This window comes from Aeromonas sp. INTO2 (assembly GCF_049860605.1).
In the GTDB taxonomy this organism is placed as follows: Bacteria; Pseudomonadota; Gammaproteobacteria; order Enterobacterales; family Aeromonadaceae; genus Aeromonas; species Aeromonas caviae.
Genome location: NZ_CP187588.1, coordinates 1285569 through 1309297, shown reverse-complemented (window position 1 = coordinate 1309297; position 23729 = coordinate 1285569). Strand labels below are relative to the sequence as shown.

Sequence of the window (23729 nt, the reverse complement as noted above, 5' to 3'; positions counted from 1 at the left end):
TATTCCTGATACTGGCCCCTTATTCTTGCAGGCGGCCGATTACGCTTCGCTAATCGACCCTACAAACGCTATCTCTCCTCTGCGCCCCGTTCTCAAAGACTCGGCATAAACCAGGTGCGGCCGGCTGCCTCGATACGATCGGTGCGGATCTGGAACACCCGCTCCAGCAGCGCCTCGTCGATGATCCCGACGTCCCCTTCCCCCACCACGCGGCCCTGTTGCAGGCAGAGCACGCGATCCGCCCAGTCGATGGCCAGATTGATGTCGTGGATCGCCACCACCACCAGCAATCCCTGTGCGGCCAGTTGCTTGAGCAGCCGCAGCAGCGCCATCTGGTGATGCAGATCCAGCCCCGCCAGGGGTTCGTCCAGCAGCAGCACCCGCCCGGTCGGATTGAGGCTTGGCCACAGTTGCAGCAGGGTGCGGGCGATCAGCACCCGCTGCTGCTCCCCCCCGGACAATCGGCTGAAGTCCCGTGCCAGCAGAGGCGCCAGTTCCAGGGCGTCGCACACATCCGCCACCGCCTGCGCCTGGGCATCGGGGCCCCCCTCCTCCAGCCCCAGGCTCAGCACCTGGAACACCGGGATGTGGAACAGCTGGGGCTGGCGCTGGGGCAGCATGGCGCGCCGCGTTGCAAGCTCGGGCCAGCTCAGGGTCGTGATGGCCTCTCCTCCCAGCAAGACGGCGCCATCGGCGGGCAGCAGGCCCGCCAGGGCCCCGAGCAGGGAGGACTTGCCGCTGCCGTTGGGGCCGAGCAGGGCCACCAGCTGACCGCCGGACCAGGCGAGATCCAGGGGGGCGAGGCGATGGGGGATGGCCAGGGCGCGTGCCTCCAGCCGCCAGGGGGCGGGATCAGCGGGACACATCGGCATCTTGCCTCAGCAGCAGATAGATAAAGAGCGGGGCACCCACCGAGGCGGTGATAACCCCGATGGGCAACTCACCGGCGTGCAGCGCCGAGCGGGCCACCAGATCGGCCCCGAGCAGCAGGGCGCCGCCCCCCAGCGCCGAGGCGGGCAGCAGGAAGCGCTGATCGCTGCCGCCGCACAGGCGCAGCAGGTGAGGCACCACCAGGCCGACGAAGCCGATGACGCCGCACAGGGAGACCGCCACCCCGGTGAGCAGACAGACCGCCAGCACCAGGCGTACCCGCATCCTGTCCACGTTCAGCCCCATGAGGCGGGCCTGGGTCTCTCCCAGCAGCAGTTGTTGCAGTGCCCGCCCCTGCCAGCAGAGCCAGCCGAGGGTGAGGGGCAGCACCAGCCACCACCAGGCGAGCTGCTGGCTGCCGTAGGCGAGGCTGCCCATCATCCAGAACATGAATTCCCGCAAGGCGCCGTCGTCGGCGAAATACATCAGCCAGGTCATGGCCGCATTGGTGAGGATGCCGATGGCGACCCCGAACAGCAGCAGCCGCCCATGGCCGAGCCGTGCCCGGCGTGCGAGACGGATGAGCAGCATGGTCACCACCAGGGCGCCGCCAAAGGCCGCCAGCGACAGCCCCCAGCCCGGCAGATAGAGCCCGAGCCCCTTGGCCACCGCCATCGCCACCATGGCGGCCAGCCCAGCGCCGCTCGAGACGCCGAGCAGGCCGGGTTCCGCCACCGGGTTGTGCAGCATCACCTGGAGCACGGCACCGCCGCAGGCAAGGGAGGCCCCCGCCAGAAGAGCCAGCAGGGCGCGCGGCAGGCGCAGCTCCAGCAGGATGCGCAGCTCCAGATCCCCCAGCGGCTGCCAGGGCAGCAGCACGAACTCCCCGAGGGCGAGGGAGAGCAGGAACAGGGCCAGGGTCAGCAACGACAGCAGGAGCAGCCAGCGGCGCTGCCAGCGCTGCTGGCGACGGATGAGAGAGAGATACACGGGATCCCCAAGAAGCGAGGCCCGCCGGGGGGCAGGCAGGAAAGCTGCATGATAACAGCGCGTTACCACCCAAGGTCAAGGCTGGTAGGGCTTGGCCAGCGCCGCTATCTCGCCGCTCTCCACCATGGCTTGCAACGCCTGCGCCAGCTTGGGGCCCAGCTCGTGGTGAGGTGAGTGCTTGCTCATCCCGAGGTAGAGCACCACCGGGTTGGGGGGCTGGAAGGGCGCCTTGACGAGGCCGGCGTCGTTGCGCTGGCTCAGGGCGTAATCCACCTGGCAGTCGGTCCCTATCATCAGGGGCAGGTGACCCCGCTCCACCATGCGCTGCAACTGGTCTTCGGTGGGGACCCCGTGCTTGTCGAGCTGGGTGTCGCCATCGAAGGGGGGGAAGTAGGCGGAGTTGAGCACATAGCCTATCTCGCGGCCCCGCAGATCCTCGTAGCGCCTGAGGCCGGCCACGGCGGCGGGCTTGCCATAGAAGGCAGGCCGGCACTGGTAATAGGACGGCTGCAGGTAGTCGATGAAAGCGGCCCGCTCCTCGGTGTGAGCCAGCCCTATCATCAGATCCGCCTGACCGGTCTGCATCTGTTTGAGTGCCCGTCCCCAGGGCACCCGTTTGAGGGTGAGCACAATGCCGCTGCGTGCCTGCAACTGGCGCAGAATGTCGATATCCAGCCCCTGGAAGTCGTCGTTCTCTGCCAGCATGCGAAACGGCGGCCAGACATCGGTGGCCACCGTCAGGGTCGGCGCACCTTGCGCCCAGCAGGCAAACAACAGACAAAGCGCACCCCAGCTTGTCTTGCCCATCCAGCTTTCGCCTTCTTTTGTTACATCCTTGTGAGCTAAAAATACCCTCAAGCACCACTTATGAAAACCCATGGAGTCGAGATAAAATGCATTGATTTAAAAGGAGAACCTAATGAACCCCATCATGACCAGTATCGGCCTGCTCATCTGCAGCAACGTCTTCATGACGTTTGCCTGGTACGCCCATCTCAAGAGCATGAATCACAAACCCTGGATCATCGCCGCCCTGGTGAGCTGGGGGATAGCCCTGTTCGAATACCTGTTGCAGGTGCCCGCCAACCGCATCGGCCACACCGTGCTCTCCGTCGGCCAGCTCAAGATCCTGCAGGAGGTGATCACCCTCACCGTGTTCGTTCCCTTCTCCATCTTCTATCTGAAAGAAGATCTGAAGTGGGACTACCTCTGGGCGGGTCTGTGCATCCTGGGCGCGGTCTTTTTTGTGTTCCGCGAAAAACTGACCGGCGCCTGAGGCTGTACACTCAAGCCATTCATCATCCCCCAGCCCTTTGAGCGACGAGGCCCCTCATGGAATTGAGAGACATGCTGCAGATCCTGGCCAAACAGGACGGTTCCGATCTCTATCTCTCCACCGGCGCCCCCCCCTGCGCCAAGTTCAACGGCGCCTTGCGCCCCCTCACCCAGGAGCCTCTGGGGCCGGGCGAGGTGGCCCGCATCGCCTACGACATCATGGATCTCGAGCAGAAACAGCAGTTCGAGAAAGAGCTGGAGATGAACCTCGCCATCTCCCTGCCCCAGATAGGCCGTTTTCGGGTCAACATCTTCAAGCAGCGCAATGAAGTCTCCCTGGTGGCGCGCAACATCAAGACCGAGATCCCCCGCTTCGAGGATCTCAAACTCCCCCCGGTACTCCTCGACACCATCATGGAGAAGCGGGGTCTGGTGCTCTTCGTCGGCGGCACGGGGTCCGGCAAGTCCACGTCGCTCGCGGCCCTTATCGATCATCGCAACCGCAACAGCGGCGGCCACATCATCACCATCGAGGATCCGGTGGAGTTCGTCCATCGCCACCAGAAGAGCATCATCAACCAGCGAGAGGTGGGGGTGGATACCCGCAGCTTCCACGCGGCCCTGAAGAACACCCTGCGCCAAGCGCCGGATGTCATCCTCATCGGTGAAATCCGCGATCGGGAGACCATGGAGCATGCCCTCGCCTTCTCGGAAACCGGGCATCTGGCCATCTCCACCCTGCACGCCAACAACGCCAACCAGGCGCTGGATCGCATCATCAACTTCTTTCCGGAGGAGCGCAGACCCCAGCTGCTCAACGACCTTGGCAACAACCTCAAGGCCTTTGTCTCCCAGCGGCTGGTGAAGACCACGGACGGCGGGCGCCGGGCGGCGGTGGAGGTGATGCTCGGGACCCACACGGTGCGCGATCTCATCAAGCGCGGCGAGTTTGGCGGCCTCAAGGAGATCATGGAAAAATCCAGGGCCCTTGGCATGGTGACCTTCGACAGTACCCTGTTCGATCTGGTGGTCGAGGGGGTGATCGACGAGGAGGAGGCGGTGAAGAACGCGGACTCCCAGAACAACCTGCGCCTCAAGATCAAACTCTGGCGGGAGAAGGGCCAGATAGGCAACAGTGCGGCGGCGAGCGGCTGGAGCCTGGAGCCCACCAAGGACGAGGGCGACCTCTTCTGAGACGGGCCCGGCGGCCACGAAAAAGGGAACCCTCGGGTTCCCTTTTGCATGTGGGCAGGTGTCAGCCCTTCTGGATCAGCCCTATCTGGCCGGGCTCGCACCACTCGAACGTCACCTCTTCGTGCTTGCCGCAGCAGGAGCCGCCACACAGGCGGCTCTCCCGCTTGGCGACGCGCCCCTTGCGCATCCAGACCCCGAGCATGGCCTCTACCGCATCCTCGGAGGTGTGGAAGTGGCGGGCCAGCGCCCGCCGGCTCACCTTCTTGTGCAGGGCCAGATAGTCCCCCAGTTCACGCAGGATCACAGAATACCCTCCCTCTCGGCGCACTCGTCCCTGACCATGAGCCCCTTCACAGGGTCACCACCTTGCGGGCGACGATGTCGCCGTGACGACGCCCCAGCCACCAGAGCAGCACCAGGGAGAGCAGATAGCTCAGGCTCCAGACCAGGCTCTGCGCCGGGTGGGCGGCGAAGGTCGCCAGTTGATAGAAGAGGGTGGCGCACAGGAAGGCGACGTAGTTGCACCAAGCGGCGGTGAACAGGGCCCACTGACGACCGGTCTCTCGCACCAGAGCCCCCATGGCGGCGGCGCAGGGCATGTAGAGCAGCACGAACAGCAGGTAGGCAAAGGCCCCGGCCACGCCGTCGAAGTGGGTCTGCATGTTGCCGTAGGTGGAGGTGTCCACCTCCTGGGCCTCGGCGGCCGCCTGCTTGTCCTCCAGATCCCCCACCTTGAGCCCCATGGGATCGGCGGGGTCGATGTCCGCCAGGTTGGCGGGAATGGTGGCCAGCGCCGCTTTCAGGCTGCCCAGCAGGGAGTATTCACTCTCCTCCTCATCACCGGCGCCGCCGGCGTAGAGGCTGTTGAGGGTAGCGACCACCGCCTCCTTGGCAAAGATGCCGGTGAGGATGCCCACCGTGGCCTGCCAGTTGTCGTCCCGCACGCCTATGGGATGCAGCACCGGGGTCACGGACTGGCTCAGCTTGCTCAGCACCGAGTTCTCCTGATCCTGGTTGCCGAAGCTGCCGTCGGTGCCCAGCGAATTGAGCACGCTCAGCACCGCCACCATCAGGACGATGGTCTTGCCCGCGCCGAAGATGAAGCCCTTGAGTTTCTGCCAGGTGCGCAGCCCCACGTCCACCGGACGGGGCCACTCGTAATCGGGCATCTCCATCACCATGGAGTCGCTCTTGCCCGGCAGCAGGGTGCTGCGCAGGAAGAGGCCGGTGAGCACCGCCACCAGGATGCCGAACAGATAGAGACCGAACACCAGGTTCTGCCCCGACTCGGGGAAGAAGGCCACCGCGAACAGGGCGTAGACCGGCAGACGGGCACCGCAGGACATGAAGGGTGCCATGGCCGAGGTCATCAGCCGCTCGCGCTCCGACCCCAGGGTGCGAGTCGCCATCACCGCGGGCACGGTGCAGCCAAAGCCCATCAGCATGGGGACGAAGGCCTTGCCGGGCAGGCCGAGGCGACGCATCAGGGCATCCACCACGAAGGCGGCGCGGGCCAGATAGCCGGAGCTCTCCAGCACCGCGAGGAAGAGAAAGAGGCAGCCCACCACGGGGATGAAGGTCGCCACCGTCTGCAAACCGGCACCCACGCCGTCCGCGAGCACGGCCCCCAGCCAGTCGGGGGCACTCATCAGCCCCAGCAGGTGGTGCACTCCGTCCACGAACAGGGCCCCCCCGAGGATGTCGAAGAAGTCGATGAAGGCGCTACCCACCTTGATGGCGAACATGAACATCAGGTACATCACCAGCAGGAAGAAAGGGATGCCCACCCAGCGGTTGAGCAGCACCCTGTCCAGCCGTTCGCTCTGAGCGACGGTGAGCTTGTCCTGATGACGGCACGCCTGCTGGCACCAGTGGTGGATATGGCCGTAGCGCAAATCAGCGAGTTGCAGGTCGATGTCCTGGGCGTGGTGGGCGCGGCTCACCACGTTGTCGGCCGCCGCCTGCTGCCCCGCCGCCAGGGTCTCCTGCATGGCGATGTCTTCCTCCAGCAGGCGCAGGGCGCGACCACGGCGATGCAGATGATGGGGGGCGAGCAGGGTCTCCAGCTCGGCGATGTCTCCCTCGAGGGGCTGACCGTAGTCGAGCACCAGGGCGGGCTGGGACTGGCCGATATACTGGTGGATCCCCTCTTTGAAGGCCGCCACCTGCTGGCGATTGTGGGCCGAGAGTGACACCACGGGGCACCCCAGCGCCTTGGCGAGCAAGGCCTCGTCGATGGTGATGCGCCGCTTTTGCAGCAGATCCATCTTGTTGAGCACCACCACCATGGGCAGCCCCAGCTCCCGCAGTTGCAGGGTAAGGTAGAGGGAGCGCTCCAGGTTGGCGGCATCGATGACGTTGAGCAGCAGATCCGGCTGCTGGCGCTGGACGAAGCGGCTGGCGATCTGCTCGTCCAGGCTCGCCTCCTGGTTGGCCAGGGCATAGATGCCGGGCAGGTCCACCAGGGTGTATTCCTGCCCGCGGGCAGCAAAGGCCCCCATCTTCTTGTCGACGGTGACCCCGCTCCAGTTCCCCACCTGCTGGCGGGAGCCGGTCAGGGCGTTGAACAGGGAGGTCTTGCCGCTGTTGGGATTGCCCACTGTGACCAGGTTGTAGCTCATACCGGCTCCACCTCGATTTGCTGGGCCAGACCCCGCTGCATGGAGAGGCAGATGCCCTGGCACTGGATCTGGAGCGGGTCCCCCAGGGGGGCGGCCCGCAGATAGAGGATCTCGGTCTGGGGCAGCAGCCCCATCACCATCAGCTTGCGCCGCAAGGCGCGGCCAAGGTGGTTCATGTGCGTGATGCGAGCGCTCTGTCCCGGCGACAGCTCTGTGAGTACCATGACGGGCTCCTGAAGTTAAACAAGAATAATTCGCTTTTAATGGGGGGATTATAAGCTGTGCCCTCAACATTTATTTGCGTAAAATCAAACTCCGCTTAGCTAACCGACAAAGTATTGCCATGAGTCACGACAACAACAGCCGCCTGGTCTACAGCACGGACGGCGGCATGATCAAGGAATCCGCCCCTGCCCAGCACGCCTCCCCCTTCCCCGACGACGGGGTCGTGCGCATCCGCCGCGAGACAAAGGGACGCAAGGGGGCCGGGGTCATCAGCATCCACGGCGTTCCCGCCGACCAGCAGAAGGCCCTCGCCACCCTGCTCAAGAAGAAGTGCGGTACCGGCGGCGGTCTCAAGGAGGGGATCATCGAGATCCAGGGGGACAAACGGGACCTTATCAAGGCCGAACTGGAGAAGGCCGGCTTTCAGGTCAAGCTGGTGGGGGGATAATTCCCCATCCCGCGCCTTGCCTCACCGGGGGTTTTTCCCTAGAATGCCCGCTCCCATCGAGGGGGAGTAGTCTCGCCACGGACCCGTTTCGTGCGCGATCCTGATCAACATACTTGGTGCCAACTCACCATGGTCAGGGTGATCCGGGCAATGCCGGATTTGACAAGACCTTTGACGGGCCAGTGCCAAAACCGGGGACGGATGGCACAGGCTTGTCTTTGGTTTATAACAATTCCGTCCCCCGGTCATTTTTATGGAAGCCTTGTTAACCTCCACCATCAGCGTTGCCATCGCCGAGATCGGCGACAAGACACAGCTGCTGGCCCTGTTGCTCATCTGTCGTTTTCGCAAACCCTGGCCCATCATCGCCGGCATGCTGGCTGCCACCCTGCTCAACCACGCAGGGGCCGCCTGGATAGGGGAATTCATCAGTCGCTGGATGGATCCCAAGGTGATGACCTGGCTGGTCGCTGGTGCCTTCATCGCCATGGCCGCCTGGATCCTGGTGCCGGACAAGATGGACGATGAAGAGAGTTCCCTGGACAAGTACGGCCCCTTCATGGCCACCTTCGTGCTCTTCTTCATCGCCGAGATCGGTGACAAGACCCAGATAGCCACCGTGCTGCTGGCAGCCAAGTACGACTCCCTGATCCAGGTGATCACCGGCACCACCCTCGGCATGATGCTGGCCAACGTGCCCGTGGTGCTGCTCGGCAAGCTCGGGGCCGACAAGCTCCCCCTCAAGGGGATCCGCATTGCCTGCGCCATCCTCTTTGCGGGGCTTGGCATCTCCACCCTGATCTTCGCCTGACCTCCATAGAAGCCGGCGGGGGATCAGCGTGAGCACTGATCGCCACCGCCGCCCCGGACGTCCTTCAGGCCCCCTCCTCACGGCGGGGGCCTTTTTAGTGCAAAGACATGGCCCCGTGCCGCGACCTGTGTCGCAGCGCCAACGGCGCCCCTGCCCCGAGACGCGGCTCCGTGCCATAATGCCTTATCTTTCAGGCATCACGGCTTCAGGAGCCCCCATGCACCTCACCTCAAGACAGACCCTGCTCGACTGGGTCAGGCGCGGCCGCCTGCCACGGGCCTCGCTGCCTGCCGCCCTGGCCCTGTGCGATCTGCCCCCCGGTCCTGCCCGCTGGCAGTGGCTGTTCGACAGGCTGCTGCTCTGGCTCGGCTGCCTCTGCCTTGGCGCCGGCCTCGTCTTCTTCGTCGCCTTCAACTGGCAGGCCCTGGGGCGCCTCTCACGTCTCGCCCTGCTGGAGCTGCCGTTGCTCGCCATGCTCCTGGTGCTCTGGCGCAAACCCATGAGTGACACCCCGCGCCAGGCCCTGCTGCTGGCCCTGGCCCTCAACCTCGGCGCCCTGCTCGCCCTGGTGGGCCAGACTTACCAGACCGGCGCCGACCCCTGGCAGCTCTTCGCCACCTGGGCCCTGATGCTGCTGCCGCTGGCGGCCCTTGGCAGAAGCCCGCTGCTCTGGACCCTGGCCTGGCTGCTCGGTCAGCTCGCCCTGGTGCTCTACTGGCGGCTCGGCCTTCTCGATCTCTTCTTCTCCTTCAACGAGGAGGCCCTCGGCTGGTGCCTGACCCTGCTCAACGCCGCCCTCTGGGGTCTGCTCATCCTGGTGCCCGCCCGCTACGCCCTGATGCCCTCCTGGCTCGCGGGGCTGGCCGCGGGGCTCGGCATCACCCTGCTCACCCTGCTGGCCCTGTTCGATGCCGCTTCTCCCTGGGTCTGGCCTGCCTGGCTCGCCTGGCTCGGCGCCGCCTACCTGCGCTGGCACCACAGGTTCATCGCCGGGCTCGCCATGGGGTGCCTGAGCCTCATCGCCGTGATCCTCGCGGCCCTTGGCAAGTGGATGGAACCGGACATGAACGGCTTCTTGCTGCTGGCTCTCATCGCCATCGGCCTGTCGGTGATGGCCAGCCGCTGGCTGCAACAACAACGGAGGCTGCATGTCTGATCTCACCCCCTGGGAGCGCCTGCGTGCAGCCCAACTTGTGGAAGGGGATGCCCCCCGGGATGAACAGCCCCACTGGTCGGGCCGTTTTCTGCTCGGCATGGTGGGCTGGATAGCCGCCCTCTTCCTGCTCTTCTTCCTCTTCATGGCCTTCGAGCAGCTGACCCGCGACCCCAACAACGCCCTCACCATGGGGATGGTGCTGATGGCCGCCGCCCTCGGTCTCAACCGCATGGCGACCCGCAGCGATCTCTGGGATCAGTTTGTGCTGGCGCTGGCGCTGGCGGCAGATGCCTGGCTGCTCTACGGCCTGCTGGACAGGCTGGATCTGAACGTCGCGTGGCTCTGGTTCGGTCTGACCGCCTTCTCCCTCGGGGTGGCCGCCCTGTTCGAGCACTGGCTGATCAGGCTGTTCCACAGCTTCGCCGCCGCCATCCTGCTCACCCTCGCCCTCGCCTGCCTCGGCCTGCACCTGCTGGCCCTGCCGCTGGTGATGGGCGCCGTCGCCCTGTGCTGGCTGCAGGCGGAGCGCGATCCCGCCCGCCATCTGCTCTATGAATCCCTCACCCTGGGGCTGGCACTCTCCCTGCTGGTGCTGGGACGGCTGCACCACCCCCTGTGGGAGGGAGGCACCAGCGTGCTCAATGAGCTCGGCAGCTCCCGCCTGCCCCTCTGGCTCAATCCCCTGCTCTGCGCCGCCCTGCTGCTCGCGGTCATGGTTCGCCTCAGGCTGCCGCTGCGCTACGGGCTGCCGCTGGTGGTGATCAGCGCCATCATTCCCGGCATGGGGGCTGGCGCCCTGGTGCTGGTGCTCGGCTTCTACGCCGGCAGCCTGGCCCTGATGACCCTGGCAGGCCTCCTGCTGCTCGGCTTTGGCTCCCTCTATTACTACGATCTGGGGCTGACCCTGATGACCAAGTCCTGGCTGCTGCTCGCCTCGGGGGCCCTGCTGCTCGGTACCCGTCAGTGGCTCAAGCACCTTCACCACAGGAGCCCCTCATGAGACGCCTCGCCTTTTTGCTGACCGGTCTTGCCCTGCTCGCCGGCATCAACGCCATCGTCTGGCGCTTCGAGCACGCCATGAGCCAGGGGGAGGTGGTGCTGATCGAGCTGGCACCGGTCGACCCCCGCTCCCTGATGCAGGGGGACTACATGCGCCTGAACTACGCCCTCGCCCGCCAGCTGGCGGGCCGCCAGGCCGCCGCCGGCCCCCACACCCTGGTCGTTCGCCTGGATGAACATCAGGTGGTGCACTGGGTGGAAGGGGGCAAGTCCGAGGCCCCGGGCCCGGGGGAGCGTCTGCTCAAGGTGCGCCAGCGCGACGGCCAGTGGTTTATCGGGCCTGACGCCTTCTTCTTCGAAGAGGGCACGGGAGATCAATATGAGTCGGCCCGCTACGGCGAGTTTCGCCTGCAAGAGGATGGCAACACCCTGCTGGTAGGGCTGAGGGACGAAGCGTTCACCCCCCTGGGTCACACCCGCCCGGCCTGGTAAAAAGGGGGCGCCGACCCGGTTGTGAGTGGCAAGATGATGACAACCCCCGGCGGATAACGTCTTCGCCGGGTGGCGAAACGCCGTGACTTGGCAACACTTGAAACTGGGCACTCGGCAGCAGGACGGTCAGGATGAACATAGACATTGCAGTCCCCCTTCGCAGACTGGTCGCCTGCGCCGCCCTCGCGGCCATGGTCTGGGGCACTCCCGCGACCCAGGCCAGCCCGGCGCTCGCCAGCCTGCACTACCTCACCGAAGAGTACAAACCCTACAACTTCACCGGGGAGGATGGCGCCCCGACCGGCTTTGCCATCGACCTGCTGCACCTGGTGTGGCAAAAGACCGGCACCCCTGTCCAGCCCGTCAGCATCCTCCCCTGGGCCAGGGGCTACTACCTGCTGACCCAGAAACCCAATGTGGTGCTCTTCTCCACCGCCCGCACCGAGGCGCGCAATCCCCTGTTCAAATGGGCCTGCCCCATCGGCTATGCCGAGATAGTGCTGATGGGGCTCGCCAGTCGCCCCCTGACCTTGACCCGCCTGGAAGATGCCCAGCGCTACACCATAGGCGCCGTGCGATCCGATGTGGGGGAGCAACTGCTGCTCAACGCCGGCTTCGACGAGCAGAAGATCATGACCGCCAACCGCCTCTCCCTGGCCCTGCGCATGCTCACCTCGGGCCGGGTCGAGCTGATCTCCAGCAACAAGTCCACCCTGCTGGATCTCATCAAGACCCAGCAGCTGGATCCCGCCCAGTTCGAGGTGCGCTGGATGTTGAGCTCCGAGCAGTACTGCTTCGCCTTCAGCCACCCGGTTGACGATGCCCTGGTCAGGGAGTTCCAGATCGGCCTGACACAGGTGCTGGCCAGCAGCGACTTCCAGCAGCTCCAGCACAAATACTTCCCCTCCCCCTGACCCCTTCCCCCGCCGGGGCCGCCAAGGCCCCGGCCCGCCTTTGAGCCAGCGCACGAAACCCGTTTAATGTTCGCCACTTGCAACGACAAGGGGTGACGCAGACCGTCCTGGGTCCGTAATATAGGGCGCAGGAGCCTGTTGGCCCCTTTTTCACGGCAAGGGGCAGGGCGCACGGTGGCAGCGACAGTCAGGGGCGGCAGCGTGCCCGCCGACCGCCTTCATCGGGCAGCGCCGCGCTCACGCCCTTCCCCGCCATCTCTGCGATCTCTTGGGAACACACATGCACAACACAGCGAAATGGTTGATGAGTCTCTCGGTCTGCGCCCTTCTGATGGCCTGCGGCGGTGACAAGACCACCGGCAAGGCCTGTCTCGGGTCAAACAACGACACCCTGGTGGAGGGGATGCAGGACAAGTGCAAGGCGGGGGACATTGTCGCCACCAAGCACCCGGCCTATTTCTGCGATTTCAACTACGCGGTCACCTTCAACAGCTACAACTCCGCGATTTGCGTCTACTCCGGCGGCCTGAAACCGGAGAGAACCACGGAAAAATCATAACTGGCGACCCATTTTCCCCGTCTGACACGAAGAGGGCGGCAGGATATGTGGTCAATGCCCGGGCGGCGGTGCCGCTCAGGCCATCCGGGGGCGGCTTCGCCCCTATTTCACCCGCATCAGACGGTGACGCTGCCCGGCGCACTCGAGCTGGAGCACCTGGGATCGGGCCATGGCCTCCACCCTGGCCAGCATCTCGGCGTTGTAGCCTTTGCGGCGCATCCATTGCAAAGGCTCCTCGAAGCCCCCTTCGTTGACCACGAAGGTATCTGTGTAGGACTCCTTGACGATGCTGACCACCCAGATGCGCTGCTGAAACTCGCAGAGTCCGGCCACCAGGGTGGCCGCCCGGCCAGGGCGCGCACACGGCGGGCAAGAAGATGAACCATGATATGGGCTCCGAACCGATAAAAGAGAAAACAGACTGGCACCCGGGTGGACGCGCCACCCTGTGCCCTCTCAACCCGCCCCGCTCCTATCGCGGGGCAGACACCTGACTGGAAGGAGGCGGGTTCCCGCCCTCCCCTGCGGCCCGGCGCTGGCGCTTGACCGCATACATGCTCGCATCGGCCCGGTTCAGCGCCTCCTCGACGCTGACCTCGGCCGGCATCACGGCCACCGCCCCCACGCTGGCACCGGGATAATGGATCACCTTGTCCCCCACCGGCAGTGACAGCACGCTGTGCTCGAACAGGCGCTGGCGAAACGCCGCCACCGCCCCGTCCAGCGTGTCAGCGTCCGGGAAAGGCCCCATGCCCACGGCCACGAACTCGTCCCCCCCAAAGCGGGCCAGCAGATCGCCGCCGCGCAGGGTCTCGCTCAGTTGCCGCGCCATGGCGGTGAGCAGCCTGTCCCCCGCCTCGTGGCCATGCTCGTCGTTGATGGCCTTGAAGCCATCGAGATCCACAAAGGCGATGAGCACCGGATGCCCCGCCCGCTCCGACAACGAGAAGAGGCGGGTGAGCTCCAGCATCAGGGCGCGGCGGTTGGGGAGCCCGGTGAGGGGATCGGAGAGGGCCAGGCGCGAGAGCTCGTCGTTGGCCTGCTGCAATTGCCGCAGCAGTTGCTCCCGCTCCACCTGTTCGGCAATCAGGTGCGCGAAGAAGGCGATGAGCTGCTGCGCCCCCGCCACCGCGGGCTTTTGTTCGGTACTGGCGCCGCACAGGGTGCCATAGAGGGAGCCGGTGGAGGTGCGAACCGGGCTGCTCAGATAGGAGCGAATGCCGAGCTCGCTGGCCGCCTGGGAGTCCCCCCACAGAGCGGCGACGTCATCGGTGTAGCCAATCTCATCGTCGATGGCACGGCGACACAGGGTATCGCTCCACTCCACCGTCATCCCCTCGGGGATCTGCAGCCCGGCCGCATTGCGGGCAAACAGAACATGCTGGCTGCTTTGCCCGAGGTCAATCTCGGTGAGATAGGTCGACTCCAGCCCGGTCACCGACGCCAGCATTTCCAGCAAGGGGCGGGTCAGGCTCTCCAGATCCCGCGCCTCTGTAACCCGCTCCGACAGGGCCTGCAATATCTTGTCCATGCCTCTCTCCCAGCTTGCATGTCATGTCCGCACACCTTAGCCAACTCGGGGCACGCCAGACAAGTGCGAGAAAGGGGTAGACCGGGAAAACACCCACCCGCTCACGGCCTGGCGGGCGCGCCGCCACGCCCGGGGCCCCCCCGGCGGCCCGCCCCGGGCCATAACTTTGAACCAGCGCAAAAAACCCATCATTTCTGACACATCCCTCAGCAATAGCCGTGGATCGGGCCCCGTCGGCTCCGTAGGATGGTAATGGGTGCCCGTTGGCCCCTGTTTCGTCCCGTCGGGTCAGCGGCGCATTGTGGTAGCGAGAGCCAGGGGCGGTAGCAATTCTGGCGGATGCCAGCCCGGCATCCCGCGCCTGCGGCAAGGGGCGAGGGTGTCACCCTCGACGGGAGTGCCCGTCAGCCTCGAGGCTCCATCCTCTCCCCTGCGGGTAAGACGTTAGAAACCATTGGTAGAGTCGAGTAGGGTCGATTAGCGAAGCGTAATCGTCCGCGGTAACAGTCCCCTCTCCCCTTGCGGGAGAGGGTCAGGGTGAGGGGTTCGGTAACGCCATTGCCTGGCGAATGCCACCCCACGCCTCAATGGCATGGCTTCGCCATGCAGGACACGAGGGCGCTGCCCTCGACCGGGTTTCGCCCTTATCCCCTCGCCCCTTTGGGGGAGAGGGCCAGGGTGAGGAGTCGGTAACATCATTACTCGATGTCGTAGACCGCTGGATTGACATGGCTTCGCCATGCAGGACACGAGGGCGCTGCCCTCGACAGGGTTTCGCCCGCCCTTCGGGCTTGGGCGAGTGACTTTTCTTTGCGTGGCCAAAGAAAAGTCACCAAAAGAAAGGCCACCCCCACTTGTTCGCCCTCCTGCGTTGGGTTCCCTCGGTTCAGGCAAAAGGTCTGGCGGAACGACGCAGACGGTACATCCCTGTACCGCCTGCGTCTGCGCCGTCGTCCATGACGGCGCTCCTGACCTTGTGCCCTCACCTCGGCGAACAACAGGGGGGCAACACCCAACCCGCAGCACCGAGGCCGGTTAACAGGCGCAGGGTACACCAAGCGCAGCGCATTGCACTGTGGTAACCCCCCGTCTATTCGGGGCAAAAATCGGGCGGGTTGTTATCTCAGAGCCAACCCCTCGCCCACCCCATGGCGTGACCAGATTGCCTCACCAATGAAACAAGAATTATCAACGTAGCTTCATTGGTGAAAAAATCATGGTGAGTATAACGACAAGCGGCACCCATCCCTATCGGGAAACGGTTTTATATTGAAGGCCCGAGAGTGAGTATTTCACTGTAATAACACCTTATTTCTCGAACGTCCTATTATGTTTTTTAATCGAACCTATAACCATTAACCACAATTAATAAACCACATAAGTGATAAGCATGAAAATTTCAATTCTCCATTTAAGTGACATTCATATAAAAGGAACAACGGAGGAGGAATTTCTTGAAAAAATAGTTCCAAATCTTACTAATCTCACATCCTATCATGCATCATCCTCTGACGTTATATTCATAGCGATCACCGGAGACATTGCATTCAGCGGTAAAGAACATGAGTATTTAATAGCATCTAGGTTTATAGAGAAACTAAAAAATGACATTAATGCAGATACTAAAAAGCCTGTTGAGATAATCATAGTGCCTGGAAATCATGACTGTAACTTTAGCAATGCAAACCAAGCCAGATCTATCTTACTTCAATTTTTAACATCTAATAGTAATTCTAGTTTAGAGAATGAAACCATAAATCAAATTGCATCTATACAAGATGAGTATTTTAAGTTTGAAAAAGACGTAAATCCTAATTACATCGAACACTCTAAAATCTTTAAAACATTTGACTACGTACATGTCAATACAACAGTTAGATTTGCACTAATAAATACATCTTGGTGCTCAGAGTTGCATGAAAAACAAGGAAAAATGATAATTCCAAACAATGCAATTAATTTCGGTAAAATCAACCAAAGCGATATTGTAATAACTCTATTTCATCACCCGTTCAATTGGTTTTCACAAAGTTGTTATCATGACTTCAGGAAAAACACCAGAGAGCATTCAAACTTCATAGTAACAGGCCATGAACATCAGCCTACCGTGACCGATACATATGAACAAAACTCTGGCGAATGTGTTTTTATCGAAGGGGCATCATTGCATGATGATTCTAACAACTCAGAGTTTTCAGTCATCAATATTGATACAGACTCACATCACTACATTATTTCAACCTATAAATATGACCCTGCGGAGCAAATATACGTTGCCAACTCAGAATGTACAAATACATATGGCTGTGATACAAAACATAAGAATGGTAGCTTGTCCTACTCATTTGAAATACTAGAAAACAATAATGACTTGGGCGGTGCATTCCAAAACTCAGGCACGGACCATCTAAAGATTAGTGATATATATGTTTACCCACATATTAAAGAAATAGGAAACGATGTAGACAACCATCTATATGATGCATCCGAGTTAAAAAAAGTTGATTTTATTGGTGAGTGTATAATCCTAAAAGGTGATGAAAAAACAGGAAAAACTACCCTACTTAAAACACTCCTAGTTGAACATTTAAAAAATGGCCTACATCCAATTTATATGGATGGGAAGGAATTAAAAATATCAAAGCCGAATCAACTTACACGCAGTATAGAGTCAGCAATAAATGCCCAATACACTAAAGAATCTGCTTTCGACACTTACAAACAAGTACCGAAGGAAAAAAGAATTTTGTTTTTTGATAATTTTGACGAAATTCAAGTAAAATCAACAAGTGGGCTAGACTCCATTCTTAATGAGCTAAAAAGTACCTTTGGAAACATCGTTATCACAGTAAATGAACTTTTTGATCTAACTTCATTTATTAATGAGCATACTGTAAACCCTTTTAATGGATATAGAAATTTCTCTATTCAACCATTTGGCTTTAGAAAACGGAATGAACTTATAAAAAGATGGTATAGCGTTGGTAGTAACAAGTTTGAAGATGAGTCTTTGCTTTTCAATAAAGTAGATAAAGCTGAGAAAAACATTGGTATCATAATATCTAAAAACCTTATTCCACCAGCTCCAATTTATCTTTTGACATTAATGCAAAGCATGGAAGCTGGACATGGCAGTGAGTTGAATGAGAGTTCACTAGGTGAATATTATCGTTTCCTAATCACACAGTCCCTACTTAATAATGGGATAAAAAGAGAAAATCTTACTGAATACTTTGAGTATTTATGTCAACTATCTTGGTATGTCCATCAGAACACAAGAGAACAATTAACGCACGAAGAGGTAAGCAATTTTAACAGTATTTTTAGTAATGAGCGTCATACCGTAGAGCTAAGAACTAGGCTTGGAGAGCTGTGTGCAGCAAACATATTGTCAAACTATGGAGGACTCTACTCATTTAAGTACCCTTACATATACTATTTCTTCAAAGGGCTATATTTGAGTGATAATATTGAGCTACACGTATGTGTTGAACATATAAATCATTGCTTCAAACACCTTTATGTTAGATCAAACGCACATACTATACTATTTTTAGCTCATCATGCTGGTTCAAGCTCGACTAGAACTTTAATTGAGTGTATGAAACATGCAATGTCATCATTGTTTCGAGATAATTCGCCTGTCACGTTCGAAACAGATGAGGGATTAACCAACATTGTTCGACATTCACCTAATTTAATATATAACAAAACTTCACCTGAAGAACATCGCCAAAGAGTAAATGAAACTAAAGATCTTGCAGACAGTGATAATGATGGTCTATCAGAAATTGAAGAAGACAACCCAGACGATCTAAGTCTTGTTGCACAGATAACTACTATGTTCAAAGCGATCGAAATTGCGGGTCAATTTTTGAAGAACCAATACGCAAAAATCAACCGCTTAGAAAAAAGAGAGATTTTAAACGAAATATTTTCAGCACCATTGAGAAGCTTAGATAATTTCTATGAGTTTATAAGAGAGAATCCGGATGCACTCATATCCGAGATTGAGAAAAAAATTGAGCGAAAAGGAATATCAAATGATAAAGAAAAAATTAGGGTTGCTTCACAACAAACTGTGTCAGCACTAATTCAATTCCTTTCCGTAATATATTTAACAAAACCGGCTCAAGCAGCAAACTCAGCTAACTTATTTGAGGATATTTTTCATATTGTTGATGATAAAAAAACGACATCATACAAAATGATTAGATTGGCTCAATTACTTGACTCACCGAGTGCAATTCCAAGGGGGCACATCGAGGAAATTTTAAAAGAGTCAAAAAACAATATCTTTGTCAAAAAGATACTTCAAATAATAGTAATAAAACGGCTTTACATGTACAGAACCGCAGAGGCTGACATGCAATGGATCAATAGTAAGCTAGATATTGACATCACCAAACAGAAAGAAATTTCATATATTAAAGGCTCAAATCTATTTCTCACCAAAAAATAAACCTAGTTTTTTACAACCTCAATAAACACGCTAGAAACATTGAGCAATGTGATAGTTAAAAACCGCGGCCTTGAGTTGCGGTTTTTATTTATATTGCCCAGATAATTTTTACCAAAACGCTATTTCCCCCTTGCACTGCTCCAAGGCAGGATAGGCAGCCAATATGCAAGATGAAGCCACGGACTGGCACGGTATTGGCTCCCCCTGCAATCCGCCGAGTCGAGTTCAGCGGGTCAGGAGCGCCATCAGGGATGATGGCGCAGCCGCAGTCGGCACAGGGATGTGCCGTCTGCTGCGCTCCGTCCGACCCGTTGGACGAGACGAGGGAACCCGCGAAGCGGGCGGTTTGCCGGGGGAGAAGACCTTTGGTGACTTTGGGTCTTTCCAAAGTCACTCGCCCCAGCCCGAAGGGCGGGCGAAACACCTTCGAGGGCAAGGCCCTCGCCCAAACAAAAACCGCAGCCCCAGGGCTGCGGTTTTCTTATTGGCTCAACCTGTTGGCACTAGGCGCCAACAGCGCCACCGGCCTTAGGCACGGCGCCAGCTGGTCTTGCCTGCGCTGTCTTCCAGTACGATGCCCATCTCGGTGAGACGGTTACGGGCGGCATCCGCCGCGGCCCAGTTCTTGTCGGCGCGGGCCTGAATGCGCTCGGCGATCAGGCGCTCGATCTCGGCGACCTCTTCGTCCACCTCAATACCCTTCAAGAAAGCATCCGGATCCTGTTGCAGGATGCCGAGCACGGCGCCCAGTTCCCGCAGGCGGGCACCGAGGCCGGCGGCGACAGCGATGTCTTCGGCCTTCTGGCGGTTGATCTCGCGCACCAGGTCGAACAGGGCAGAGTAGGCTTCCGGGGTGTTGAAGTCATCGTCCATGGCATCTTTGAAGCGAGCCACCTGCTCGTCACCACCGGCGGCGGCAGCCGCCGGCAGGTCGCGCAGGGCGGTGTACATCCGCTCCAGGGCGGCGCGGGCCTGCTTCAAGTTGTCTTCCGAGTAGTTGAGCTGGCTGCGGTAGTGACCGGACATCAGGAAGTAACGGACGGTTTCGGCGTCGTAGTGGGCCAGCACATCGCGGATGGTGAAGAAGTTGCCAAGGGATTTGGACATCTTCTCTTTATCCACCATCACCATGCCGCTGTGCATCCAGGTGTTGACGTAGTCGCCGCCGTGGGCGCAGCAGGACTGGGCAATCTCGTTCTCGTGGTGCGGGAACTGCAGATCGGAGCCGCCACCGTGGATGTCGAAGTGGTTGCCAAGGTGCTTGGAGTTCATGGCGGAGCACTCGATGTGCCAGCCAGGGCGACCCGGGCCCCAGGGGCTGTCCCAGGTCGGCTCGCCGGGCTTGGACATCTTCCACAGCACGAAGTCGAGCGGATTGCGCTTGGCATCCACCACGTCGACCCGGGCGCCGGCCTGCAACTGCTCCAGATCCTGGCCCGAGAGCTTGCCGTAGTCGGTGTAGGACTCGACGATGAACATCACATCGCCGTTGTCCGCCACGTAGGCGTGCCCTTTTTCCAGCAGGGTTTCAACCAGGGCGATGATCTCGCCGATGTGCTGGGTGGCGCGGGGTTCGATGTCCGGGCGCACCATGCCGAGGGCATCGAAATCCTGGTGCATGTCGCCGATGAGGCGCTCGGTGAGATCGTCACAGGTCACGTGCGTTTCGGCGGCGCGCTTGATGATCTTGTCATCCACGTCGGTGACGTTGCGCACATAGGTGAGGTCGTACCCTGCATAACGCAGGTAGCGAGCGACGACGTCGAAGGCGACGAAGGTACGGCCGTGGCCGATATGACAGTGATCATAGATAGTGACGCCACACACATACATGCCCACCTTGCCCGGGTGGATAGGTTTGAATTCTTCTTTTTGACGAGTGAGTGTGTTGTATATCTTCAGCATCTTATGACCACTGCCTGTGAGTAAAATGGCCTGCCATTCTAACCGCATCCGGTATAGAAAACGAGGCAGAAAAAGCCCCCTCTCCCCCCTGCCATCTATGCCGCAGGGCCCTGATGGGCTAGAATTGCCACCACTTTATGCCATACACCTGCGGGCACCTTGCTGCCTGCGTCAAAATGAAAGGACAACTCATGGTTACTCTGCACACCAACCACGGCGACATCACCCTGACCCTGAACGCGGAAAAAGCCCCGGAGACCGTGGCCAACTTCCTGCAATACTGCCGTGACGGTCACTACGACAACACCATCTTCCACCGCGTCATCGACGGCTTCATGATCCAGGGCGGCGGCTATGCCCCGGGCTTCGAAGAGAAAGAGACCCGCGCTCCCATCAAGAACGAGGCGGCCAACGGTCTGTCCAACAAGGTCGGCACCATCGCCATGGCCCGCACCATGGAACCACACTCCGCCAGCGCCCAGTTCTTCATCAACGTGAACAACAACGACTTCCTGGACTTCAAGTCCGCCACCACCCAGGGCTTCGGCTACTGCGTGTTCGGTGAAGTGACCGCCGGCATGGACGTGGTCAACAAGATCAAGGGCGTGAAGACCGGCAACTACGGCCGCATGCACCAGGACGTTCCGACCGAAGACGTCGTCATCACCAAGGTGACCCTTGCCGAGTAATCCCTGCCGGCCAGGCTCTGACACAACTGCGGCCCCGGCCGCAGTTTTTCCATCTGCCGCCCCCAACTGGCGCCGCCTCGACTATCTGGCCCAGGGCAACGCACGTCAGCGCTCGGCCCACGCCCTGCTGAGCGGCGGCCTGTGGAATGAGCTTGGCCCCCTGTGCAACGATCTGGCCCTGGTGAGCACGATCGCCATCGGGCTGGATAGGCCCGGCAGCGATCTCGACATCCTCTGCCAGCATCCGGATCCGGCCTTCCTTGCCGCGACACTGGCAGCACAAGGCTGGCAGGTGCGAAGCAAGGGCGAGCAGGTCTGGATCGCCGAGCAGCGACGCCACGGGCCAGATGGCCAGTGCTGGCCAGTCGAGCTCTACCTCACCCCTGATCCCCTCGAGATGTGTCATGGCTGGCGCCACCTCAGCCTGATGGCCGCCCTGCTTGAGCGCTTTGGCGCCCCCTTCCACCGGGAGGTGCTGCGCCTGCGCGTTGATGAAGGGCTCAAGGGGGAAGCGGCCATGTGCCGCCTGCTGGGTCTGTCCGGCGACCCTTACGAGGCGTTGCTGACCCTTGAGGGCGTCAACCTTGCGGGGCTCTGCTGCCCTTCCCTCCCCCACCCGCTCGACGTGCAAGGTCACAGGCCTTGTCCGCACCCAGGCGGGACTCTCTTACCATGATGCCCAGGAACTCATGAGCACCCTCTTTATCAGTGACATTCACCTCAGCCAAGGCAGGCCCGACATGACGGCGGCCTTGGTGCGCTTTCTGGCCGAAGACGCGCCCGGTGCCGACGCCCTCTATGTGCTGGGGGATCTGTTCGAATTCTGGATTGGGGACGACGACCCCAACCCGCTCCACCGCGAGGTGGCCGATGCCTTTCTCGCCCTGAGCCAGCAAGGGGTGCCCCTCTACTTCATTCACGGCAACCGCGACTTCCTCTTGGGGCACCAGTTTGCCAAACGGGCCGGCATGACCCTGCTCGGCGACCCCTGCGTCATCGAGCTGTACGGCGAGCGGGTGCTGCTGAGCCACGGGGATCTGCTCTGTACCCGGGACGAGGGCTACCAGAAGTTTCGCCGCATCACACAACAGAAGTGGCTGCGCTGGCTCTTCCTGCGCCTGCCGCTCTCGCGCCGCCAGGCCATCGCCCACAAGATGCGCGGCCAGAGCCAGATGGAGAATGCCCACAAGAGCCAGATCATCATGGACGTGACCCCGGAGGCGGTGGACGACATGCTGCGCCAGCACGGCTGCCGCCTGATGATCCACGGTCACACCCACAGGCCCGCCATCCACGACTTCACCCTGGATGGGCGTGCGGCGCGGCGCATCGTGCTGGGAGACTGGTTCGAGCAGGGGTCGGTGCTGGTCTGCTCCCCCGCCGGGCAGCGCCTCGACACCCGCGCGCTCGGCTGAGGCCCTCTGCCTGCCATGGTCAGGAGCGAGTCTCATATGACCGTTTCTGACTCACGCCGTGCTGTGGCGGGATACAAGCTGGATCCCTGCATATACTCTGGTTCTCTGCACACAACGAGGAGAAGACCATGGGATTTCTTACTTGGGTGGTACTGGGGCTGATCGTCGGCATCCTGGCCAAATGGATCATGCCGGGCAAGGATGGCGGCGGTTTCTTCATGACGGTGATCCTGGGGGTGGTCGGCGCCATGGTGGGGGGCTATGTCAGCACCCTGCTCGGGATGGGAACGGTCACCGGCTTCAACCTGCCGAGCATCATCATCGCCACCGTTGGCGCCCTGATCGTGCTGTTTGTCTACAACAAGCTGCGCAGTTGAGACGCAGCCACCCATCGATGCGAGGGCGCCACTGGCGCCCTCGCTGTTTTCTGCCCCGCTGGCGCCAGCTTGTCTCGACTACCCGATCTCATCCACTCGTTTCGTCCCTTCGATGCAGCGCTTGCATCATTTCTAGTTGAGGCGTCTAATAAGCCCCATGCAAGCCAATGACCCCCTGCCCCGCCGCCCTCGCGGCCGCCCTGCCCAGCACGGGCACACCTATGCCGATACCCGGGATCTGTTGATCCGCCGGGGCATGGAGCTGCTGACCGAGCAGGGCATCGCCGCCACTTCCATCGAGCGGGTGTTGCAGTCGACCGGGATCCCCAAGGGCTCCTTCTATCACTACTTCGCCACCAAGCACGACTTCACTCTGGCGGTCATGGATGCCTATCACCACTACTTCTGCCGCAAGCTGACGCGCTATCTGGAGGATGAGAGCCTGCCCCCCCTGGCCCGTCTTGTTGCCTTCGTCGACAGCGCCTGCCGGGGCATGACCCGTTATGGGTTCCAGCGGGGCTGTCTCGTGGGTAACCTGGGTCAGGAGGTGGTGCAGCTCTCCCCCGAGCTGCGCCTGCGCCTCGAGCAGATCCTCCTCGACTGGGAGGCGCTGCTCGCCCGCTGCCTGAGGGACGCGGTGACGGCGGGGGAGCTGCCCCCTGATTGCGACTGCCCCGCCCTCGCCCATCAGTTCTGGATCGGCTGGGAAGGGGCCGTACTGCGCGCACGCCTGGTGGGCGATACCGAGCCCATGCTCTCTTTTCTCAATTTTTTCATGAAGTTAGCAAAGTGATTT

General features: G+C 60.2%; 24 protein-coding genes. 15 read left to right on the top strand and 9 right to left on the bottom strand.

Annotated elements, in window-relative coordinates; translation table 11 throughout:
• Positions 1 to 92: 92 nt before the first annotated feature.
• The 3 genes from ACPW74_RS06295 to ACPW74_RS06285 all read right to left on the bottom strand — a co-directional run bounded on the left by ACPW74_RS06295 (position 93) and on the right by ACPW74_RS06285 (position 2667).
• Positions 93 to 866, bottom strand: a complete 774-nt coding sequence (locus tag ACPW74_RS06295) for an ATP-binding cassette domain-containing protein (protein ID WP_201927883.1) — start codon at positions 864 to 866, stop codon at positions 93 to 95.
• Positions 853 to 1860 (bottom strand): vitamin B12 ABC transporter permease BtuC, encoded by a 1008-nt coding sequence (gene btuC / locus ACPW74_RS06290; RefSeq protein WP_202007214.1) that lies wholly within the window; start codon positions 1858 to 1860, stop codon positions 853 to 855. The genes ACPW74_RS06295 and btuC overlap by 14 nt, the downstream gene beginning before the upstream one ends.
• Before the next feature lie 75 nt (positions 1861 to 1935).
• Positions 1936 to 2667, bottom strand: a complete 732-nt coding sequence (locus tag ACPW74_RS06285) for a substrate-binding periplasmic protein (protein ID WP_039041212.1) — start codon at positions 2665 to 2667, stop codon at positions 1936 to 1938.
• A 112-nt stretch (positions 2668 to 2779) separates the two neighbouring features.
• On the opposite strand from ACPW74_RS06285, the gene ACPW74_RS06280 reads away from it, so the two are divergent.
• Positions 2780 to 3136, top strand: coding sequence for a DMT family protein (locus tag ACPW74_RS06280; protein ID WP_010675200.1), 357 nt, complete (start codon positions 2780 to 2782; stop codon positions 3134 to 3136).
• Positions 3137 to 3192: 56 nt separating this feature from the next.
• Positions 3193 to 4329, top strand: a complete 1137-nt coding sequence (tapW, locus tag ACPW74_RS06275; protein WP_029314740.1) for a type IVa pilus ATPase TapW — start codon at positions 3193 to 3195, stop codon at positions 4327 to 4329.
• Positions 4330 to 4390: 61 nt separating this feature from the next.
• On the opposite strand, the gene ACPW74_RS06270 is transcribed toward tapW, so the two are convergent.
• Genes ACPW74_RS06270 through ACPW74_RS06260 form a run of 3 tightly spaced genes read right to left on the bottom strand, consistent with a single transcriptional unit; the run spans position 4391 to position 7174 of the window.
• The gene (locus tag ACPW74_RS06270) at positions 4391 to 4633 is read right to left on the bottom strand and encodes a FeoC-like transcriptional regulator (RefSeq protein WP_010675202.1); all 243 of its coding nucleotides are present in this window, start codon (positions 4631 to 4633) and stop codon (positions 4391 to 4393) included.
• Positions 4634 to 4679: 46 nt separating this feature from the next.
• Positions 4680 to 6950: a Fe(2+) transporter permease subunit FeoB gene (feoB, locus tag ACPW74_RS06265; protein WP_042014990.1), complete on the bottom strand. Its 2271-nt coding sequence runs from the start codon at positions 6948 to 6950 to the stop codon at positions 4680 to 4682.
• On the bottom strand, positions 6947 to 7174 hold the full coding sequence (locus ACPW74_RS06260; protein WP_202007212.1) for a FeoA family protein: 228 nt from the start codon (positions 7172 to 7174) through the stop codon (positions 6947 to 6949). Before ACPW74_RS06260 ends, feoB begins: the two co-directional genes overlap by 4 nt.
• Positions 7175 to 7293: 119 nt before the next feature.
• Here ACPW74_RS06260 and ACPW74_RS06255 point away from each other — a divergent pair, with 119 nt between their 5' ends.
• The 7 genes from ACPW74_RS06255 (at position 7294) to ACPW74_RS06225 (ending at position 12554) form a co-directional block, all read left to right on the top strand.
• Entirely contained in the window at positions 7294 to 7623 is a 330-nt protein-coding gene (locus ACPW74_RS06255; protein WP_202007210.1) for a translation initiation factor, read from the top strand.
• Between the two features lie 253 nt (positions 7624 to 7876).
• Entirely contained in the window at positions 7877 to 8434 is a 558-nt protein-coding gene (locus tag ACPW74_RS06250; RefSeq protein ID WP_010675206.1) for a TMEM165/GDT1 family protein, read from the top strand.
• 217 nt (positions 8435 to 8651) lie between these two features.
• On the top strand, positions 8652 to 9590 hold the full coding sequence (locus ACPW74_RS06245; protein WP_151028705.1) for a DUF2157 domain-containing protein: 939 nt from the start codon (positions 8652 to 8654) through the stop codon (positions 9588 to 9590).
• On the top strand, positions 9583 to 10590 hold the full coding sequence (locus ACPW74_RS06240) for a DUF4401 domain-containing protein (protein WP_103242925.1): 1008 nt from the start codon (positions 9583 to 9585) through the stop codon (positions 10588 to 10590). The genes ACPW74_RS06245 and ACPW74_RS06240 overlap by 8 nt, the downstream gene beginning before the upstream one ends.
• Positions 10587 to 11081 (top strand): GDYXXLXY domain-containing protein, encoded by a 495-nt coding sequence (locus ACPW74_RS06235; RefSeq protein ID WP_202007208.1) that lies wholly within the window; start codon positions 10587 to 10589, stop codon positions 11079 to 11081. Before ACPW74_RS06240 ends, ACPW74_RS06235 begins: the two co-directional genes overlap by 4 nt.
• Before the next feature lie 191 nt (positions 11082 to 11272).
• The gene (locus ACPW74_RS06230) at positions 11273 to 11995 is read left to right on the top strand and encodes a substrate-binding periplasmic protein (protein WP_202007278.1); all 723 of its coding nucleotides are present in this window, start codon (positions 11273 to 11275) and stop codon (positions 11993 to 11995) included.
• A 280-nt stretch (positions 11996 to 12275) separates the two neighbouring features.
• The gene (locus tag ACPW74_RS06225) at positions 12276 to 12554 is read left to right on the top strand and encodes a hypothetical protein (protein ID WP_029314742.1); all 279 of its coding nucleotides are present in this window, start codon (positions 12276 to 12278) and stop codon (positions 12552 to 12554) included.
• Between the two features lie 102 nt (positions 12555 to 12656).
• Here ACPW74_RS06225 and ACPW74_RS06220 read toward each other — a convergent pair whose 3' ends face one another.
• A complete protein-coding gene (locus tag ACPW74_RS06220; protein ID WP_223937900.1) occupies positions 12657 to 12887 on the bottom strand; it encodes a hypothetical protein in 231 nt (76 codons plus the stop codon).
• A gap of 139 nt (positions 12888 to 13026) precedes the next feature.
• Positions 13027 to 14085: a GGDEF domain-containing protein gene (locus tag ACPW74_RS06215; RefSeq protein ID WP_202007206.1), complete on the bottom strand. Its 1059-nt coding sequence runs from the start codon at positions 14083 to 14085 to the stop codon at positions 13027 to 13029.
• A gap of 1390 nt (positions 14086 to 15475) precedes the next feature.
• On the opposite strand from ACPW74_RS06215, the gene ACPW74_RS06210 reads away from it, so the two are divergent.
• Positions 15476 to 18547 carry a metallophosphoesterase gene (locus ACPW74_RS06210; RefSeq protein WP_102948574.1) on the top strand — a complete coding sequence of 1024 codons (3072 nt, stop codon included), beginning with the start codon at positions 15476 to 15478 and terminating at the stop codon, positions 18545 to 18547.
• Between the two features lie 528 nt (positions 18548 to 19075).
• Here the strand turns inward: ACPW74_RS06210 and cysS are convergent.
• Positions 19076 to 20452, bottom strand: a complete 1377-nt coding sequence (gene cysS, locus ACPW74_RS06205; RefSeq protein WP_102948575.1) for a cysteine--tRNA ligase — start codon at positions 20450 to 20452, stop codon at positions 19076 to 19078.
• 191 nt (positions 20453 to 20643) lie between these two features.
• On the opposite strand from cysS, the gene ACPW74_RS06200 reads away from it, so the two are divergent.
• The 5 genes from ACPW74_RS06200 (at position 20644) to ACPW74_RS06180 (ending at position 23726) form a co-directional block, all read left to right on the top strand.
• The gene (locus tag ACPW74_RS06200; RefSeq protein ID WP_010675220.1) at positions 20644 to 21141 is read left to right on the top strand and encodes a peptidylprolyl isomerase; all 498 of its coding nucleotides are present in this window, start codon (positions 20644 to 20646) and stop codon (positions 21139 to 21141) included.
• Entirely contained in the window at positions 21131 to 21817 is a 687-nt protein-coding gene (locus ACPW74_RS06195) for a DUF4269 domain-containing protein (protein ID WP_102948576.1), read from the top strand. The genes ACPW74_RS06200 and ACPW74_RS06195 overlap by 11 nt, the downstream gene beginning before the upstream one ends.
• A 13-nt stretch (positions 21818 to 21830) precedes the next feature.
• Entirely contained in the window at positions 21831 to 22556 is a 726-nt protein-coding gene (lpxH, locus tag ACPW74_RS06190) for a UDP-2,3-diacylglucosamine diphosphatase (RefSeq protein ID WP_102948577.1), read from the top strand.
• Positions 22557 to 22684: 128 nt separating this feature from the next.
• Positions 22685 to 22933 carry a GlsB/YeaQ/YmgE family stress response membrane protein gene (locus ACPW74_RS06185; RefSeq protein WP_010675223.1) on the top strand — a complete coding sequence of 83 codons (249 nt, stop codon included), beginning with the start codon at positions 22685 to 22687 and terminating at the stop codon, positions 22931 to 22933.
• Between the two features lie 157 nt (positions 22934 to 23090).
• A complete protein-coding gene (locus tag ACPW74_RS06180; RefSeq protein WP_102948578.1) occupies positions 23091 to 23726 on the top strand; it encodes a TetR/AcrR family transcriptional regulator in 636 nt (211 codons plus the stop codon).
• Positions 23727 to 23729 lie beyond the last annotated feature (3 nt).

Coding starts and splice junctions, on each gene's coding strand:
- ACPW74_RS06295 (WP_201927883.1), bottom strand. CDS start 866: ATGTGTCCCGCTGATCCCGCCCCCTGGCGGCTGGAGGCACGCGCCCTG.
- ACPW74_RS06285 (WP_039041212.1), bottom strand. CDS start 2,667: ATGGGCAAGACAAGCTGGGGTGCGCTTTGTCTGTTGTTTGCCTGCTGG.
- ACPW74_RS06280 (WP_010675200.1), top strand. CDS start 2,780: ATGAACCCCATCATGACCAGTATCGGCCTGCTCATCTGCAGCAACGTC.
- tapW (WP_029314740.1), top strand. CDS start 3,193: ATGGAATTGAGAGACATGCTGCAGATCCTGGCCAAACAGGACGGTTCC.
- feoB (WP_042014990.1), bottom strand. CDS start 6,950: ATGAGCTACAACCTGGTCACAGTGGGCAATCCCAACAGCGGCAAGACC.
- ACPW74_RS06260 (WP_202007212.1), bottom strand. CDS start 7,174: ATGGTACTCACAGAGCTGTCGCCGGGACAGAGCGCTCGCATCACGCAC.
- ACPW74_RS06255 (WP_202007210.1), top strand. CDS start 7,294: ATGAGTCACGACAACAACAGCCGCCTGGTCTACAGCACGGACGGCGGC.
- ACPW74_RS06250 (WP_010675206.1), top strand. CDS start 7,877: ATGGAAGCCTTGTTAACCTCCACCATCAGCGTTGCCATCGCCGAGATC.
- ACPW74_RS06245 (WP_151028705.1), top strand. CDS start 8,652: ATGCACCTCACCTCAAGACAGACCCTGCTCGACTGGGTCAGGCGCGGC.
- ACPW74_RS06240 (WP_103242925.1), top strand. CDS start 9,583: ATGTCTGATCTCACCCCCTGGGAGCGCCTGCGTGCAGCCCAACTTGTG.
- ACPW74_RS06235 (WP_202007208.1), top strand. CDS start 10,587: ATGAGACGCCTCGCCTTTTTGCTGACCGGTCTTGCCCTGCTCGCCGGC.
- ACPW74_RS06230 (WP_202007278.1), top strand. CDS start 11,273: ATGGTCTGGGGCACTCCCGCGACCCAGGCCAGCCCGGCGCTCGCCAGC.
- ACPW74_RS06225 (WP_029314742.1), top strand. CDS start 12,276: ATGCACAACACAGCGAAATGGTTGATGAGTCTCTCGGTCTGCGCCCTT.
- ACPW74_RS06215 (WP_202007206.1), bottom strand. CDS start 14,085: ATGGACAAGATATTGCAGGCCCTGTCGGAGCGGGTTACAGAGGCGCGG.
- ACPW74_RS06210 (WP_102948574.1), top strand. CDS start 15,476: ATGAAAATTTCAATTCTCCATTTAAGTGACATTCATATAAAAGGAACA.
- cysS (WP_102948575.1), bottom strand. CDS start 20,452: ATGCTGAAGATATACAACACACTCACTCGTCAAAAAGAAGAATTCAAA.
- ACPW74_RS06200 (WP_010675220.1), top strand. CDS start 20,644: ATGGTTACTCTGCACACCAACCACGGCGACATCACCCTGACCCTGAAC.
- lpxH (WP_102948577.1), top strand. CDS start 21,831: ATGAGCACCCTCTTTATCAGTGACATTCACCTCAGCCAAGGCAGGCCC.
- ACPW74_RS06185 (WP_010675223.1), top strand. CDS start 22,685: ATGGGATTTCTTACTTGGGTGGTACTGGGGCTGATCGTCGGCATCCTG.
- ACPW74_RS06180 (WP_102948578.1), top strand. CDS start 23,091: ATGCAAGCCAATGACCCCCTGCCCCGCCGCCCTCGCGGCCGCCCTGCC.